At 74.5% G+C, this 16,558-nt stretch carries 15 protein-coding genes; 14 read left to right on the top strand and 1 reads right to left on the bottom strand.

The window, feature by feature from the left end:
* Complete coding sequence (locus ACBJ32_RS04030; RefSeq protein WP_375125468.1) at positions 1-654, bottom strand: hypothetical protein; 654 nt, start codon at positions 652-654, stop codon at positions 1-3.
* A 135-nt stretch (positions 655-789) separates the two neighbouring features.
* Here ACBJ32_RS04030 and ACBJ32_RS04035 point away from each other — a divergent pair, with 135 nt between their 5' ends.
* The 14 genes from ACBJ32_RS04035 (at position 790) to ACBJ32_RS04100 (ending at position 16,558) form a co-directional block, all read left to right on the top strand.
* Entirely contained in the window at positions 790-4,269 is a 3,480-nt protein-coding gene (locus ACBJ32_RS04035) for a hypothetical protein (RefSeq protein ID WP_375125469.1), read from the top strand.
* A gap of 397 nt (positions 4,270-4,666) precedes the next feature.
* On the top strand, positions 4,667-5,080 hold the full coding sequence (locus tag ACBJ32_RS04040; protein WP_357878614.1) for a helix-turn-helix transcriptional regulator: 414 nt from the start codon (positions 4,667-4,669) through the stop codon (positions 5,078-5,080).
* Between the two features lie 41 nt (positions 5,081-5,121).
* Positions 5,122-5,886, top strand: coding sequence for a molybdate ABC transporter substrate-binding protein (gene modA / locus ACBJ32_RS04045; RefSeq protein WP_375125967.1), 765 nt, complete (start codon positions 5,122-5,124; stop codon positions 5,884-5,886).
* A 4-nt stretch (positions 5,887-5,890) separates the two neighbouring features.
* Positions 5,891-6,724 carry an ABC transporter permease gene (locus ACBJ32_RS04050; RefSeq protein WP_375125470.1) on the top strand — a complete coding sequence of 278 codons (834 nt, stop codon included), beginning with the start codon at positions 5,891-5,893 and terminating at the stop codon, positions 6,722-6,724.
* On the top strand, positions 6,721-7,752 hold the full coding sequence (locus ACBJ32_RS04055; RefSeq protein WP_375125471.1) for an ABC transporter ATP-binding protein: 1,032 nt from the start codon (positions 6,721-6,723) through the stop codon (positions 7,750-7,752). The genes ACBJ32_RS04050 and ACBJ32_RS04055 overlap by 4 nt, the downstream gene beginning before the upstream one ends.
* A gap of 32 nt (positions 7,753-7,784) precedes the next feature.
* Complete coding sequence (locus tag ACBJ32_RS04060) at positions 7,785-8,384, top strand: VOC family protein (RefSeq protein ID WP_375125472.1); 600 nt, start codon at positions 7,785-7,787, stop codon at positions 8,382-8,384.
* A gap of 336 nt (positions 8,385-8,720) precedes the next feature.
* Positions 8,721-10,229, top strand: coding sequence for a peptide MFS transporter (locus tag ACBJ32_RS04065; RefSeq protein WP_375125473.1), 1,509 nt, complete (start codon positions 8,721-8,723; stop codon positions 10,227-10,229).
* Positions 10,226-11,443 (top strand): ketosynthase chain-length factor, encoded by a 1,218-nt coding sequence (locus ACBJ32_RS04070; protein ID WP_357878596.1) that lies wholly within the window; start codon positions 10,226-10,228, stop codon positions 11,441-11,443. The genes ACBJ32_RS04065 and ACBJ32_RS04070 overlap by 4 nt, the downstream gene beginning before the upstream one ends.
* A 29-nt stretch (positions 11,444-11,472) precedes the next feature.
* Positions 11,473-12,228, top strand: a complete 756-nt coding sequence (locus ACBJ32_RS04075; protein ID WP_375125474.1) for an SDR family NAD(P)-dependent oxidoreductase — start codon at positions 11,473-11,475, stop codon at positions 12,226-12,228.
* Positions 12,225-12,587 carry an antibiotic biosynthesis monooxygenase family protein gene (locus ACBJ32_RS04080; RefSeq protein ID WP_357878590.1) on the top strand — a complete coding sequence of 121 codons (363 nt, stop codon included), beginning with the start codon at positions 12,225-12,227 and terminating at the stop codon, positions 12,585-12,587. The genes ACBJ32_RS04075 and ACBJ32_RS04080 overlap by 4 nt, the downstream gene beginning before the upstream one ends.
* The gene (locus tag ACBJ32_RS04085; protein WP_357878587.1) at positions 12,584-12,889 is read left to right on the top strand and encodes an antibiotic biosynthesis monooxygenase; all 306 of its coding nucleotides are present in this window, start codon (positions 12,584-12,586) and stop codon (positions 12,887-12,889) included. The genes ACBJ32_RS04080 and ACBJ32_RS04085 overlap by 4 nt, the downstream gene beginning before the upstream one ends.
* Before the next feature lie 14 nt (positions 12,890-12,903).
* Positions 12,904-14,595 carry an acetyl-CoA carboxylase carboxyltransferase subunit alpha/beta gene (locus ACBJ32_RS04090; protein ID WP_357878584.1) on the top strand — a complete coding sequence of 564 codons (1,692 nt, stop codon included), beginning with the start codon at positions 12,904-12,906 and terminating at the stop codon, positions 14,593-14,595.
* A complete protein-coding gene (locus ACBJ32_RS04095) occupies positions 14,592-15,128 on the top strand; it encodes an acetyl-CoA carboxylase biotin carboxyl carrier protein (protein WP_375125475.1) in 537 nt (178 codons plus the stop codon). Before ACBJ32_RS04090 ends, ACBJ32_RS04095 begins: the two co-directional genes overlap by 4 nt.
* Entirely contained in the window at positions 15,125-16,558 is a 1,434-nt protein-coding gene (locus tag ACBJ32_RS04100; protein WP_375125476.1) for an acetyl/propionyl/methylcrotonyl-CoA carboxylase subunit alpha, read from the top strand. The genes ACBJ32_RS04095 and ACBJ32_RS04100 overlap by 4 nt, the downstream gene beginning before the upstream one ends.

A 16,558-nucleotide genomic window follows, 5' to 3' on the forward strand; every position in this document is an offset into this window, starting at 1 on the left:
TCAGACCAGGCCGACCGTGAAACCCTCGTCCTTGATCCCCAGGTACGCCCCCGGACGGTACTGCCGCATCGCCCGCTCGATGACCGGGATGTACCTGGGGGTGGAGCCGAGCGGCAGCCGGTAGCCGTTCTTGACGGTGTGGAACTCCCACAGGTGCTCCATCTCCTGGTGCCGCGACCGGAACCCCTGGTCGGCGGGGAACAGGTCGAGCCTGACCATCGTCCTGCGCACGAGGTAGTCGGCCGGCCTGACCCGGCGCTGCCGCGTGCGCGAGATGCCCACGCCCGACAGCTCCGCCCAGGCCACGGCCCACGGCCTGCCCTGCGGATCGTCCCAGCGCACGCCGAAGGCGTCGAAGACGAGCCGGCGCGGGCGCGCGACCTTCTTCCACGCGATGACGGGGAGCAGGCCGATGCCCAGGAACACCAGCCCCACCACCCCGACCGCGACCGCGGTGCCCCCGCCGCCCGTGGTCTGCCCCGTCAGCGCCGAGAAGATCGCGATCAGCCCGATCACGCCCGCCACCGAGCCGCCGGCCAGCGCCTTGACCTTGGCGTCCGCGCCGACGTCGAGCACCACGGGAGGCGGGGTGGACGGCTGCTGCCGCGGCGGAAGGGGGGCGCCGGGGGAGGGGCGCTGAGGGCCGTACGTCATGGCAGGCCAGGTTAGCGGCGTCCGGCGGCCGTTCCGTCACGCTTCAGGCTTTTGCGAAGAGTCCGGCCCTCGCGAACTTTGCCCGCCCGTCCCTTCGTTGATCCACGTGGACAGGTGCGGCAGGGAGGAGCGTACGTGGCTCAGGCCGGGGCGATCGCGAGCATCGACGGGTGGATCGGGCGGGAGGCGGACGTGGACCGGGTCGTGGCCGCGCTGACCTCGGGCGACGCCGGGCTGATCGTGGTGGCGCCCGAGGTGGACGGCGTGGAGGGGCTGGGCGTCACGGCCGTCGTGGCGGCCGCGCTGCGCCGTCCCGAGGTGGCCGCGCGTTTCCCCGAGGGCATCGGCTGGCTGAACGCCGGCGGCTCGCACCCGGAGGATCGGGCCGCCGAGTTCACCGAGGTGCTGCAGAGCCTGCACGGGGAGGACGTGGAGCTGTTCTCCCACCTGGAGCCGCGCGACCTGGCGGGCGCTGCCCACGGCGAGGAGGCGGCGGAGGAGTTCCTGCGGGAGCAGGTCTTCCAGCCGGGGCCGCGGCTGATGGTGGTGGACGGGCTGCGGCATGCCGGGCTGGTGGTGCCGCTGGCGTTCGCGGTACCGGGCTGCGCCTGGCTCGTCACGGCGCGCGCCGCCGGCGAACGGCCGCCGTTCGCGACCACGGTGCGCATCGGGCCGATGTCCCCTTCACGGAGCGTGGCGCTGCTGCGCCGCGACCTGCCCGCCCTGGACGAGGACACGGCCGCCCGCCTGGCGGAGCTGACCGGAGGCTGGCCGCTCGCCCTCACCATGGCGCACGGGCTCATCGTCAGCCAGGTCGTCACGGGCGAGCCGGCCACCGAGGCGGCCGCCCGCCTGTCCGCCCGGCTGCCCGGCCGCGTGGACCTGGCGGCTCCAGCCTCCCGGGCCTGCCTGATCGGGGCGCTCGTAGACCATTCGCTCGGCTGGCTGCGCACGGTGGACCCGGCCGCCGCCGAACGCTTCCTCCAGCTCGGCCTGTTCGACCCGGACGAGGCCATCCCCATCGGCGTGGCCGCCCTGCTGTGGAGCGGGGGCGGGGGCGTGACCGGCGGGCGGGTCGGCGGGGGCGGGGCCGTGGTTGGTGGGCAGATCGGCGGGGCCGTGATTGGTGGGCAGATCGGCGTAGGCGGGGCCATGACGGGCGGGCAGATCGGCGCGCTCATCGCCCGGCTTGAGGGGCTGCGGCTGGTGCGGAGGCGTACCGATCATCCCGTGCTGGGCCTGGCGGACGCGGTGGGGGAGCGCGTGCGGGAGCTCCTCGGCGCGGACGGCCTCGACCGGGCCCGCCGCGCGCTGATCGACGCCGACCCCGACGAGACCCCCGAGGGCTGGGCCGACCTCCCCGGCACGGGAGAGTGGATGCTGCGCAACCTCGCCCGGCTGTACGCGGACGCGGGGGAGGCCGAAGCGGTGCGGGAGCTGGTCTGCGACGTGACCTGGCTGGCCTCCCGCATCCACCAGTCCGGCGTGGACCCGGCCCTGGAGGACCTCGCCAGGGCGGGCGACGGCACCCCCGCGTCGATCGCGCGTGTCCTGGCGGGCTCGTCCCACCTGCTGGAAAGCGCGCGAGAGCTGGGCGTCGGCGTGCTGCCCACGCTCGCCGCCCGCCTGCACGCGACGCCCGGCGTGGGCGAGGACCTGCGCCGGTGGCTGGCGGAGCGGGGATCGCCCTGGCTGGAGCACCGCGGCACACCGCCTGACCTGCCGCACCAGGCGCTGCTGCGTACGCACCGCAGCCGATCGGAACGGCTGACCGGCCTGGCCATGTCGCCGGACGGCGCCTGGCTGGCCGCCGCCGGGGACCGGGGACGGGTGTCGCGCTGGCGCATGGATGGCACCTCGATGCGGGCCCTGCTCGGGCACGAGAGCCAGGTCACGTGCGTGGCCGTCGCGCCCGGCGGGGCGTGGCTGGCCACCGGGAGCTGGGACGGGACGGTGCGGCTGTGGGAGCCGGACGGCCGGCCGCGCGCCGTCCTCGACGACCTGCCGGGAACGGCCGAGACGATCGCGATCGCGCCGGACGGGGCGTGGGGGGTCGCGGGCGGGGACGGGTTCCTGCGGTTCTTCGACGCCGATGGCCGGACGCGCGCCGCGCCGGAGGACGCGTGCGAGGAGTACGGCGCCGTCGCCATCGCACCCGACGGCACCTGGGCGGTCGCGACCGGCCCGGACACCACCGAGCTGTGGAGCGCGGACGGGAGCCGCCTGGCGACTGTCGACGCGATCTGGGACGAGGACGGGGACGACGCCGACGCCGGGGACGACGCCGACGCCCATGCCGAGGTCGAGGGCGACGCCGACGCCCATGCCGAGGGCGAGGGCGGTGCCGAGGATGGGGAGCGCGAGGAGGAAGCGGGCGAGGACAACGGTGCGGAGGCGGTGGCGATCGCGCCCTCCGGGGAGTGGCTGGCCCTGCTGAGCCGGCATGGCTCCGTCCGCCTGCTGAACGCCGACGGCACCCCGCGCGCCGAGCTGCGCACCGTCTTCTCCCACGGCACCGGCGTGGCCGTCGCCCCAGGCGGCCGGCGGCTCGCCGTCCCCGACTTCGACGACAACCTCGCCATCCTGGACCTGGACGGAACCGTGCGGGCCCGCCTGCACGGCCACACCGACACGATCTCGGGCCTGGCGATCACCCCGGACGGCCGCCTGCTGGCCTCGTCGAGCGCCGACCGCACGGTCCGCGTCTGGGACGTGGACCTCGCCGTACGAACCGGCCCCACCGAGCCGCCCGCCCGCCACGACCTGCGCGGCCTCGCGATGGCGAGCGACGGCTCCTGCCTGGCCACCGTCGGCCTGTCCGGCCTGGCCCTCTGGAACCCGGACGGGACCGTCCGCGCCCAGGGCCCGAGGGAATGGCTGAGGAGCGTGGCCGTGTCCCCCGACGGCACGTACGTTCTCAGCGCCGACCCCGAGGGCGGCATCCGGCTGCACGGCCCGGACGGCGCCGTACGCAGGACCGCGGAGCCGCCCGGCGCCGGCCCCGCACGCGGGATCGCGGAGCCGCCCGGCGCCGTCATGGAGCTGGCCTCGGCGATCGCCCCGGACGGCACGTGGATGGCCGTCGCCACGGACCACACCGTACGCATCCTGACGCCGGACCTCGACACCGCCACGACCCTGGAGCGGCAGGACGAGGAGGTGACCGCGGTGGCCATCGCCCCGGACTCGTCCTGGCTCGCGGTCGCCACGGGCCACGAGGTACGGCGCTGGACCCGCGACGGCCGCCCGCTGGGCCTCCTGGCGGAGGCGGAGAGCCTGATCGAGGCGCTGGCCGTCGACCCCGGCGGCCGTCACGTGGCGGCGGGCACCATCGACGGCGCGGTCGAGCTGTTCGACGTGACTGGAGCGCGCACGGCCCGGTTCGGCCAGGACGAATGGCTGGTCGGCCTCGCCTTCTCCCCGGACGGCACCCGCCTGGCGACCGCCGCCAGGCACGGCTGCCTGCGCGTCTGGGACGTCACCGCGTACGCGACCGAGTGCGGGATCGTCCTGGACGGCGAGTTGCACGGCTGCGCCTGGCACCCCGACGGCTCGGCGCTGTACGCGGCCGGCGACGCGGGACTGTTCGCCTTCACCTACCACCGCGGCCGGTGATCCCGCGCAGCACCCGGCCCCGGAGCGGCCGGCCGGCCCACGATCGGGATCGTGGAGCTGTGGGTGCGGCTGCGACAGGCTCGTCACTCCGCGTGCGCTGGGGCCGCCGCACGACATCGCCCGCCGGACCGGCGGCGTCCTGGCCGAGCGGCCGGGCGCCGGTGCGGCCCGGGAGGAGAGCTTTGCGGCTTCTCCGGAGGAGCTGGCCGGAGCCCGGGCGGCGGTCAGCGGACGGGCCGGATCGCGAGCCGATCACCCGGGCCGAGAGCCCGAGCGAGCCCTTCCCCGCGATGCCCATTGCGCTCGTGGATGCCAGGGCACAGCCGCAAAACAGGCCGCTGCTGCGGCGGCACACCGACTTTCTGGTTGGAAAGTGCGAGAGATAGAGTAAGGGTTTGTGACGACGTTCAGGATCAGTGAGGCCGCGGCGCTGCTCGGGGTCAGCTCCGACACCGTCCGCCGGTGGGTGGACGCGGGCAGGCTGGCCGCCGAGCGCGACGAGCACGGCCACCGGCGGGTGAACGGCGCCGACCTGGCCGCCTTTGCCCGCGCGCAGATCGAGGAGAACGACGACGGAGGCCGCTCCTCGGCCCGCAACCGCTTCAGGGGGATCGTGACCGAGGTGATCCGCGACGCGGTGATGGCCCAGGTGGAGATCGCCGCAGGGCCGTTCAGGGTGGTGTCGCTGATGAGCCGCCAGGCCGCCGACGAGCTGGGCCTGGAGGCGGGGGTGGTGGCGGTCGCCGTGATCAAGTCCACCAACGTCGTCGTGGAGATCCCCGGTCACGAGCGCGTGGCCAGTCAGGTGTGAGGAGCCCTCCCTTGGTGTTCAGTCGTCTTTCCCGATGGGCGATGGCCCTGCCCGTCGCGCTCGCGCTGGCAGGGCTGGCCGGCTGCGGCTCCGGATCGGGTTCGGGTTCGGGCTCGGGAGCGTCGGCCGCCGGCGCGAAGCAGGTGACGGTGTTCGCGGCGGCCTCGCTGACCGGCACGTTCACCGAGCTCGGCAAGGTCTTCGAGAGCGCGCACCCGGGCACGACGGTGCGGTTCAACTTCGGCTCCAGCGCCACGCTGGCCCAGCAGATCACGCAAGGGGCGCCGGCGGACGTGTTCGCGGCGGCGAGCCCGGCCACGATGAAGACCGTCACCGACGCGTCGCCGGCGGCGTCGCCGGTCACGTTCGCCCGCAACAAGCTGCAGATCGCCGTGCCCGCCGGCGACCCGGCCGAGGTGGACGAGCTGAAGGACCTGGCCGGCCCCGGGGTGAAGGTGGCGCTCTGCGCCGAGCAGGTGCCGTGCGGGGCGGCGGCGATCAAGGCGCTGGACGCGGCCGGGCTGAAGGTCACGCCGGTCACCCTGGAGCAGGACGTGAAGGCCACGCTGACGAAGGTGGTGCTGGGTGAGGTGGACGCGGCGCTGGTCTACAGGACAGACGTGATCGCCGCGGGCGGGAAGGTGCGGGGCATCGCGTTCCCGGAGGCCGACCAGGCGGTCAACGACTACCCGATCGCCGCCCTGCCCGAGGCCCCGGCCGGTGACCTGGCCGGGCGGTTCGTGGACCTGGTGCTGTCGCAGCAGGGCAAGGACGTGCTGACCAGGGCCGGCTTCGAGGCGCCCTGATCAGATGAGCGCTCCTGTGCAGGAACAGCCCGGCCCGGCCCGGCCGCGCCGCGAGGTGTCGGCGCGGTTGCCGTGGATGCTGGTCGTGCCCGCGCTGGCGGGGCTGGCCTTCCTCGTGCTGCCGCTGGCGGGGCTGCTGGTCCGGGCGCCGTGGTCCACGCTGCCGCAGCGGCTGGCCGAGCCGCACGTCCTGGAGGCGCTGCGGCTGTCGCTGGTGACCGCCACCGTCGCCACCGCCGCGTGCCTGCTGCTCGGCGTGCCGCTGGCCTGGCTGCTGGCCCGGGTCGAGTTCCCCGGGCGGCGGGTGGTGCGGGCCCTGGTCACGGTGCCGCTGGTGCTGCCGCCCGTGGTCGGCGGCGTGGCGCTGCTGCTCGTGCTGGGCCGGCGCGGGCTGGCCGGGCAGTGGCTGGAGGCGAGTTTCGGGATCACGCTGCCGTTCACGACCGCGGGCGTGATCATCGCCGAGGCGTTCGTCGCGATGCCGTTTCTGGTGATCAGCGTGGAGGGCGCGCTGCGCGGCGCGGACCAGCGCTTCGAGGAGGCGGCCGCCACGCTGGGAGCCTCGCGGTGGACGGTGTTCCGGCGCGTGACGCTGCCGATGGTGATGCCGGGCGTGGTGGCGGGGGCGGTGTTGTGCTGGGCGCGGGCGCTCGGCGAGTTCGGGGCGACGATCACGTTCGCCGGCAACTTCCCCGGCACGACGCGTACCATGCCGCTGGCCGTCTACCTGGCCCTGGAGACCGACCCGGAGGCGGCGATCGTGCTCAGCCTGGTGCTGCTCGCCGTGTCGGTGATCATCCTGGCCAGCCTGCGCGACCGGTGGGTGAGCGCGCCATGACGCTCGATGCCAGGCTGGTGGTCACCAGGCCCGCCTTCACCCTCGACCTCGCCCTGCGGGTGGCCCCCGGAGAGGTGGTGGCGCTGCTCGGCCCGAACGGCGCGGGCAAGACCACCGCGCTGCGCGCCCTGGCCGGGCTGACCGCCATGTCCGGCGGGCAGATCACGCTGCGCGGCAGGCCGCTGCACACGCTGCCCGCCGAGAGCCGCCCGATCGGCATGGTCTTCCAGGACTACCTGCTCTTCCCGCACCTGACCGTGCTGGACAACGTCGCGTTCGGGCCGCGCTGCCAGGGCGTGTCCAAGGCCGAGTCCCGCCGGGCCGCCGCCGAGCTGCTGGAGCGCGTCGGCCTGGCCGACCGCGCCGCCGCCAAGCCGAGGCAGCTGTCCGGCGGCCAGGCGCAGCGGGTGGCGCTCGCGCGGGCGCTGGCCGTACGGCCCGAGCTGCTCCTGCTGGACGAGCCGCTGGCGGCCCTCGACGCGCACACCCGGCTGGAGATCCGCTCCCGGCTTCGCCGCCACCTGGCCGACTTCGACGGCGCCACCGTCCTGGTCACCCACGACCCGCTCGACGCCATGGTGCTGGCCGACCGGCTGGTCGTCATCGAGCGGGGCGCCGTCGTCCAGCAGGGCCCGCCGGCCGAGGTGGCCCGCCGGCCCCGCACCGACTACGTCGCCCGCCTCGTCGGGCTCAACCTGTACCGGGGCGTGGCCGACGGCGCCCGGGTCCAGGTCGGCGAGCTGCGGCTGCACACCTCGGAACACCTCGAAGGGGCCGCGTTCGTGGCCTTCCCGCCCGCCGCCGTCGCCCTCTACCGCACCCGCCCCGACGGCAGCCCCCGCAACCTGTGGGAGGCCCGCATCGACGGCATCGAACGGCACGGCGACAACGTACGCGTCCACCTCGACGGCCCCATCACCGTCTTCGCCGACATCACCCCCGCCGCCCTGGCCGACCTCGACCTGACCCCCGGCCAGCGGATCTGGGCGTCGGTCAAGGCCACCGAGACCCACGCCTACCCCGCATGAGCGCCGCGGACCGCCTGACTAGGGTCTGAGTCATGCTCGACCATCTCGTGTACGCCACCCCCGACCTCGTCGGCACCGTCGCAGCCCTGGAGAGGAGGCTCGGCGTGCGGCCCGCCGAGGGCGGCAGGCACCTGGGCCTCGGCACCCGCAACTACCTGCTCGGCCTCGGCGGGCGCCGCTACCTGGAGATCATCGGGCCGGACCCCGAGCAGCCCGGCCCCGACGGGCCGCGCTGGTTCCTGATCGACGAGCTGGCAGGGCCGCGGCTGGTCAGCTGGTGCGTACGGCCAGCGGACCTGGACGCCACCGTCGCCGAGGCGCGGCGGCAAGGACACGACCCGGGCGAGCCGCGGGCCATGTCCCGCCGCACCGCGGACGGCGACCTGCTGGAGTGGCGGCTGACCATGCCGTCGCGCGACCCGCTGACGCCGTTCCTCATCGACTGGGGCACCACCGTGCATCCCGCCGACCGGGACCTGCCCGAGGTGCCGCTGCGCTCCCTGAGCGGGCGGCACCCCGAGCCCGGGCGGGCGCGGGCCCTCCTGCGCGCGCTCGGGGCGGAGCTGGAGGTCGAACGCGGCGACGCGCCCGCCCTCGTGGCGCGCCTGGCCGGGGACGTCGTCCTGAGCTGACCCGGCCGCCCTGAGCTGACCGGGCCGGCCTGGCCTGACCCGGCCCGGCCTGGCCTGACCCGGCCCGGCCTGGCCCGGTGCCCGGCCGGCCTGGCCCGGCGCCCGCCCGCGAACCTGATCCTGCGCCCGTCCGGGCGCCGCCGTGAGCAGCCCTTCCGGCTCCTCCGCAACCCCTCCCGTACCGGCCGTCGAACGGCTCGCTGCCCGCAACGCAAGGCAGATTCGAGTCGGGTCCCGTACGCAAGAGGTGTTGTTTGGTCGAGCCGAAGAAAGGGCCTGCATGAACGACGCGAGAGTACCGGCGCTCGCCGGCGCACCCCCGGAGGGCGGGGCGCGATGAGCACCGCCGACAGAGCCATCACCCTGCGCGCGATGCCTCGCTGGTACCTGACCCTGTTCACCAGCGACGCGCTCGAGCGGTTCGGGTTCTACGGCCTGCAGGCCATCCTCGTGCTGTACGCCTCGGCCCCCGCCTCCCGCGGCGGCCTGGGCCTGCCGCCGACCGACGCCGCGACGCTGTTCGGCGCGTGGATCGGCTTCATGTTCATGTTGTCGATCGCGGGCGGCTGGCTGGGGGACCGGGTCCTGGGCAACCGGCGGGCGCTGCTCGCCGGCTGCGTGGCGGGCATGGCCGGCTACCTGTGCCTGGCCGTGCCCACCGGCTGGGGCGCCGCGGTCGGCCTGCCGCTCGTGGCCGTCGGCGGCGCCGTGTACAAGCCGAACCACCAGGCCATGATCAACCTGATGTTCGGCGGCAGCCGGGGCCGCGAGGCCGGCATCTCCCTCATGTACGTCGCGACCCAGGTCTCCGCGCTGGCAGCCCCGCTGCTGGTCGGCTACCTGGGCGAGCGGGTGAGCTGGAGCCTGGCCTTCGGGGTGGCCGCGCTGGTCATGCTGACCACCGCGATCCAGCTCGGGCTGAGCGCCGCGCAGTTCGGCGACGTGGGCCGGCGGCCGGTGCGCCCGCTGACGGCCGGCGAGCGCACGGCGATCGGCCGGCGCACCGGGCTGGCCGGCGGCCTGGTCGTCGCGGCGCTGGTCGCGCTGGGGCTGGCCGGGATGCTCAGCGTGACCCTGGCGATCGGGCTGGTCGGCGTGTTCAGCGTGATCGTGCCGGTCGTCTGCTACATCGCGGTCTACCGCAACCCGGGCCTCGACGCGTACGACCGGCGCAGGCTGCGCGCGTTCCTCTTCGTCTTCCTGGGCTCCACGCTCTTCTGGATGATCATCGCGCACGCCGCGTCGCTGTTGAACCTGTTCGCCAGGGACCACGTGGACCGGCAGGTGTTCGGCATGGAGATCCCGGCGAGCTGGCTGCAGGCCGCGACGCCGCTGTTCATCCTGATGCTGGCGCCGCTGATCGCCGTGGGGCTGCCGGCGCTGGCCGGGCGGAACCACGTCCCGGTGAAGCTGGCCATCGGTCTCGTCCTCGTCGGCGGCGGCTTCCTGGTCATGTCGCTGACCACGGTGCTCGCCTCGTCGGGTGAGAAGGTGTCGCCGCTGTGGCTGGTCGTGGTCTACCTCACCCACGCCTGCGGCGAGGTCATCGTCGCCGCGGTGATCATCTCGGCCGCCGCCGAGGTGCTCCCGCCGGGCTTCATGGGGCGCACGCTCGGCCTGATGTGGCTGTTCGCCGGGCTCGGCGGCGGGCTGGGCAGCGGCGTGGTCAGGCTCGCCGAGGTGATTCCCGAGCCGCTGTACTACCTCGGGCTCGGCGGCGTGGCGACGGCCTGCGGGCTCGCGTTCGCGCTCGGCCGGCGCGCGCTGGCCGGCGGGCTCACGGCCGGCCCGCGCACCCCCGCGCCGGAACCCACGACGGACACGGTGAAGGAGGGCAGCCGATGAGCGGATCCGGCATGCCGGTGGTGACGGGCATCGGGGTCGTCGCGCCGACCGGGATCGGGACCGAGACGCACTGGCAGGCGACGCTGGCCGGCAAGTCGGGCATCGGGCCGATCACCCGGTTCGACGCGAGCGGCTACCCGGTCAGGCTGGCCGGGCAGGTGCCCGGATTCGTCGCGGGGGAGCAGCTCCCCAGCAGGCTGATCCGGGAGACCGACCACTGGACGCACATGGGCCTGGCGGCGGCCGAGGCCGCGCTCGCGGACGCCGGCGTGGTCCCCGCCGAGCTGCCCGAGTACGAGATGGCGGTGGTGACCGCCAGCTCGTCCGGCGGCACCGAGTTCGGCCAGCACGAGATGGAGCGGCTCTACCTCAACGGGCCCTCGTGGGTGGGCGCGTACCAGTCGATCGCCTGGTTCTACGCCGCCACCACCGGTCAGGTGTCGATCAGGCACGGCATGCGCGGCCCGTGCGGGGTGATCTGCTGCGAGCAGGCCGGCGGCCTGGACGCGGTCGGGCAGTCACGCAGGCTGATCAGGCGCGGGTCACGCATCGTGGTGACCGGCGGCACCGACGCCTCGCTGTGCCCCTACGGCCTCGTCGCGCAGCTCTCCAGCGGCAGGCTGTCCGGCGTGGACGACCCCGAGCGGGCGTACGTGCCGTTCGACGCGGAGGCCACCGGCTACGTGCCGGGGGAGGGCGGCGCCATGCTCATCGTGGAGGACGCCGAGAGCGCCCTGGCCCGCGACGCCACCGTCTACGGCTCGGTCGCCGGGTACGCGGCGGGCTTCGACCCGGCGCCGGGCTCGGGCCGGCCGCCCGCCCTGCGCCGCACGATCGAGCGCGCCCTGGCCGACGCCGCGGTGGAGCCGTCGGAGGTGGACGTGGTGTTCGCGGACGCCTCGGGCACGCCGGACGACGACCTGGCCGAGGCGCGGGCCATCACCGCGGTGTTCGGCCCGCGGGGCGTCCCCGTCACCGCGCCCAAGACGCTGACGGGCCGCCTCTACGGCGGCGGCGCCGCACTCGACGTGGCGACGGCGCTGCTGGCGCTGCGCGACGGCGTCATCCCGGCCACCGCGGGCCCGGCCAGGCTCGCCCCGGGATGCGACATCGACCTGGTCCTCGGCCAGCCCCGCGACCGCGGGCTGCGGACCGCGCTCGTACTGGCCCGCGGGCACGGAGGGTTCACCGCCGCGCTCGTACTCAAGAAGTGACTCCCCAGGCAGTCGAAGGAAGGAACGCGATGGATCTCGGCTTGAGCGGCAAGCGAGCGCTCGTCACCGGCGGAACCCGCGGCGTGGGCCGCGGCATCGTCCTCGCGCTCGCGCGTGCGGGCGTGGACGTCATCACCTGCTACCGGCAGGAGGGCGAGCACGTCGTCTCGCTGGAGCACGAACTGAAGCAGCTCGGCGGCAGGCACGCCGTCCTGCGTGCCGACCTCACCGACCCGCAGCAGATCGCCGGCCTGCTGGAGCAGTGCCGCGACCGGTTCGACGGCCGGCTGGACCTGGTGGTGAACAACGCCGCCGCGATCAGCCACGTCCCCTACGCGCAGCTCGACCTCGCGGAGTGGCAGCGCATCGTCGACACCAACCTCACCGCCGTGCACCTGGTGATCCAGCACGCGCTGCCCCTGCTGGGCGAGGGCTCCTCGGTCATCGGCATCAGCTCGAAGTCGATCGAGGTCGGCATCCCGCTGCGCGCCCACTACACCGCCACCAAGGCCGCGCTGCACGGGCTGACCCGCACCCTGGCCAGGGAGTTCGGCCCGAAGGGCATCCGGTTCAACGTGCTGTCACTCGGGATGATCCACACCGAGGCGTTCGACCAGATGCCGGAGGAGCAGCGCGCGCAGATGGTCGAGCGGTACTCGGGCAAGACCTGCCTGGGCCGCCTGGGCACCCCCGACGAGGTCGCGGGCGCCGTGCTGTGGCTGGCCGGCGACCTGTCGCGGTACGTCACCGGCTCCGTCGTCTCCGTGGACGGGGGGATCTCATGAGCGGGACCGTCTTCCGGGTCATGCTCCGCCTGCAGATCAAGCCGGGCATGGAGAGCGAGTTCGAGCGTGTGTGGCTGGAGGTCGGTGACTCCGTCACCACGCACCCGGCCAACCTCGGCCAGTGGCTCGCCCGCGACGGCGAGGAGAAGGGGATCTACTACATCATGAGCGACTGGGTGGACGAGCCGCGCTTCCGCGAGTTCGAGACCAGTGACCGCCACCTGGACCACCGCCAGAAGCTGCACCCGTACCGCTCCGGCGGGTCCATGAGCACGATGCACATCGTCGCCCACCTGCCGGGGGCCGGCGCCGAGCCCGGAGAGGCGGCCACGCACCAGGCGTGGGAGGCGGCTCGATGACGGACGCCGGAGTCCGGGTGCTGCTCTATCACACCGCGACCGACGTCGCCGCCATCGAGAAGGCCTACCACGAGGCCAGCAACAGGCTGGCCGGGGTGCCCGGCCTGCTCTCCAACGAGTTGCTGCGGTCGGTCACCGATGACGGCGGCTTCGTGGTGGTGAGCATGTGGCGGAGCCTGGCGGACTTCCAGGAATGGGAGCGGGGGCCGGACCACAAGTGGCAGACGGCGCCGTTGCGCCCGTTCCGTGACGGCCGGATGAGCAGGCCGTTCGCCGTCTATCAGGTAACAGCCTCCTACTAGCCAGGAGATCGGCCGTGAAATCCGTTCCCAACGGGACCATGAAGACCACGATGGATCTGACGGACTGGCTGTCCTGCACGGGGTGCGGGATGCTGGTCTACCGCAAGCGGTTCGACCGCATGTCCATGGTGTGCCCCGACTGCGGCCGGCACGGGCAGCTCACCGCCGAGCAGCGGCTGGAGCGGGTGCTCGACGCGGGCTCGGGCACGCCGGTCGAGCCCGGCCCGTCGGTGCACGATCCGCTCGCGTTCGAGGACCTCGTCCCGTACGCCGGCCGGCTGGACTCGGCGCGCTCCCGCACCGGGATGGACTGCGCGGTGCGCGTGGTGCGCGGCACCGTACGGGGCCGCGGGGTGGTGGTGGCGGTCATGGACTTCCGCTTCCTCGGCGGCAGCATGGGCGCCGCCGAGGGCGAGGCGATCGTGACCGCGGCCGAGGAGGCGCTGAAGCACCGGCTGCCGCTGCTGCTCATCACCGCGTCGGGCGGCGCCCGCATGCAGGAGGGCGCCTTCTCCCTGCTGCAGATGGCCAGGACGAGCAACGCGATGGCGGCACTCGACGAGGCGGGCCTGCTGACGATCACCCTGGTGACCGACCCCACCTACGGCGGGGTGGCGGCGTCGTTCTCGACGCTCTCGGACGTGATCCTCGCCGAGCCCGGCGCCAGAATGGGGTTCGCGGGGCCGCGGGTGATCGAGCAGACCATCCGGCAGCGGCTGCCGGAGGGCTTCCAGACCGCGGAGTTCCTGCTCGATCACGGCCTGCTCGACGAGGTCGTGCCGCGCGGTGAGCTGCCGCAGGTGCTGGAGTCGCTGCTCGCGCTGGGCGCGCCGCCGGACCCGGAGTGGGGGCCGGAGGTGACGGACCCGGTGATCCGCCACCCGGAGCTGCTGCCGGGCCGGCCGGTCGGGCAGGTGGTCGGCCTGGCCCGCGACCTGGGCCGGCCCACCACCCTGGACCACGTCGCCGCGTGGGGCTCGGAGTTCGTCGAGCTGCGCGGCGACCGGGCCGGTGCCGACTGCCCCGCCGTGGTGGGCGGGCTGGCCGACCTGGAGGGCCTGCCGGTGATGGTCATCGGCCACCAGAAGGGTCACACCACCCAGGAGCTGGTACGGCGCGACTTCGGCATGCCGTCGCCGGCGGGCTACCGCAAGGCGGTGCGCCTGATGCGGCTGGCCGCGAAGCTGCGGGTGCCGGTCGTCACGCTCATCGACACCCCCGGCGCGCACCCGGGGCTGGAGGCCGAGCGGCACGGCCAGGCGCACGCGATCGCCGAGTGCCTGCGGGTGATGGGCTCCCTCGACGTCCCCGTGGTCAGCGTGATCACGGGCGAGGGCGGCAGCGGCGGGGCGCTGGCACTCGCGGTGGCCGACCGCCTCCTGCTGTGCGAGAACGCGATCTTCTCCGTGATCAGCCCGGAGGGCTGCGCGGCGATCCTGTGGCGCAGCGGGGAGGCCGCGCCCGCGGCGGCCGCCGCGCTCGGCGTCGACGCGGCCACGCTGCTGTCGAACGGCATCGTGGACGGGGTGGTTCCGGAGCCCGCTGGCGGCGCCCACCGTGACCCGGCGGTGGCGAGCGAGCTGGTGCGCGACGCGGTGGTGTGCGCGCTGCGTGAGCTGCGCGAGCAGGACGGTGCCGCGCTGCGGGAGGCCCGGCGGCGGCGGCTTCGCTGGTTCGGCACGTACAGGGAGAGGGTGTCGGTATGACGGACGCGCGGCAAGCGAGCGCGGGGAACGGTGCGCTGGACCCGGGCACCTGGGACGGGGCGCCAGGCTCCAGCGCGTGGGACGGGGCACTGGCCGAGATCGGCGTGCGGGACGCGGTGGCGATCCTCTGCAAGGGGCTGGCCGACGCGGTCCAGGCCTCGCCGCGGTCGCCGAGCAGGGCATGCGTACGGCTGGGCGGCGCGAGCATCGAGGTCGAATGGACGCCCGTGGCGGCCGAGGCGGTTCACGAGCCGCCCGTGGAGGAGATCGCCGCCGAGCCGTCGGGTCACGTGGTGCGGGCGGAGCTGGTGGGCACGTTCTACCGGCAGCCCGAGCCGGGCGCGAAGCCGTTCGTGGAGGTCGGCGACCTCGTCGAGCCGGACCAGCAGGTGGCCATCGTGGAGGCGATGAAGCTGATGAACCCGGTCGTCGCGGACGTCGGCGGCCGGGTGACGCAGATCCTGGCCGGCGACGCCGAGGGCGTCGAGTACGACCAGCCGCTGATCGTGATCGAGCCGGACGTGGACGCATGAGCGGCGGCACGCACCGGCCGTCACGGCCGTTCGACACCGTGCTGGTCGCCAACCGCGGCGAGATCGCGCTGCGGATCGTGCGAACCTGCCGCGAGATGGGCATCAGGACCGTCGTCGTCCACTCCTCGGTGGACGGCGACTCGGCCGCCGTGCGGGCCGCGGACGTCGCGATGCGGATCGGCCCCGGCCCGGCCAAGCGCAGCTACCTCTACCCGCCGGCGATCATCGAGGCCGCGTTGCGTACGGGCGCGCAGGCCGTGCACCCCGGGTACGGGTTCCTGTCGGAGGATCCCGACTTCGCGGAGATCTGCGCGGCCAACGGACTGGTCTTCGTCGGCGCCCGGCCCGAGGTCATGGCCAGGCTCGGCGACAAGGCGCTGGCCAGGAGCATGATGGCGGACGCCGGCCTGCCGGTGCTGCCGGGCACGCCCGAGCCGGTGAGCAACGCCGCCGACGTGCTCGCGGCGGGGGAGCGGATCGGTTTCCCGCTGATCATCAAGGCATCGGCGGGCGGCGGCGGGCGCGGCATGGCGGTGGTGCGCCGGATGGAGGACCTGGCGGCCACGTTCCGCGCCACCAGCGCGGCCGCGCGGGCGGTGTTCGGCGACGGCCGCGTCTACCTGGAGCGGTTCATGGAGCGGGCCAAGCACGTCGAGGTGCAGGTGCTCGCCGACGAGCACGGCACGGTCGTGGCCCTGGGCAACCGGGACTGCTCGGTGCAGCGACGGCACCAGAAGCTGATCGAGGAGACGCCCGCCCCCGGCGTGTCGCCGGGGCTGGCCGACCGGCTCGCCGAGGCGGCGGTCGCCGGGGCCAAGGCGGCCGGCTTCACCGGCGCGGGGACATTCGAGTTCCTGGTGAGCGGCGAGGAGTTCGCCTTCATCGAGGTGAACTCGCGCATCCAGGTGGAGCATCCGGTGACGGAGGCGGTGACCGGGATCGACCTCGTGCGCGAGCAGCTCTGGGTCGCCGCCGGCCGGCCGCTGTCCTTCCGCCAGGAGGACGTGCACCCGCGCGGGGTGGCCGTGGAGTGCCGGATCAACGCCGAGGACCCGGAGCGCGACTTCGTGCCGTGCGCGGGGGAGCTGGCGGAGTTCGTGCCGCCCGGCGGGCCGTTCGTGCGGGTGGACACCCACGCCTACACGGGCTACCGGGTGCCGCCCGACTACGACTCGCTGCTGGCCAAGGTCATCGCCTGGGGGCCGGATCGCGAGCAGGCCATCGCCAGGATGGAGCGGGCGCTGTCGGAGTTCCGCATCGAGGGGCGTGGCATCCGTACGACCAAGGAGCTGCTGCGGGCCGTGCTGGCCGAGCCTGCCTTCCGCGAGGGCACGCACACCACGTCACTGCTGGCCGAGGACCTGGCCGGAAACGGGGACGGGGCCGGGGACGGGGACGGGGCGCCGCGCTCTGCGGCACCCCGTCCGTGA

It is taken from the genome of Nonomuraea sp. GTA35 (genome assembly GCF_041950525.1).
GTDB lineage: Bacteria > Actinomycetota > Actinomycetes > Streptosporangiales > Streptosporangiaceae > Nonomuraea.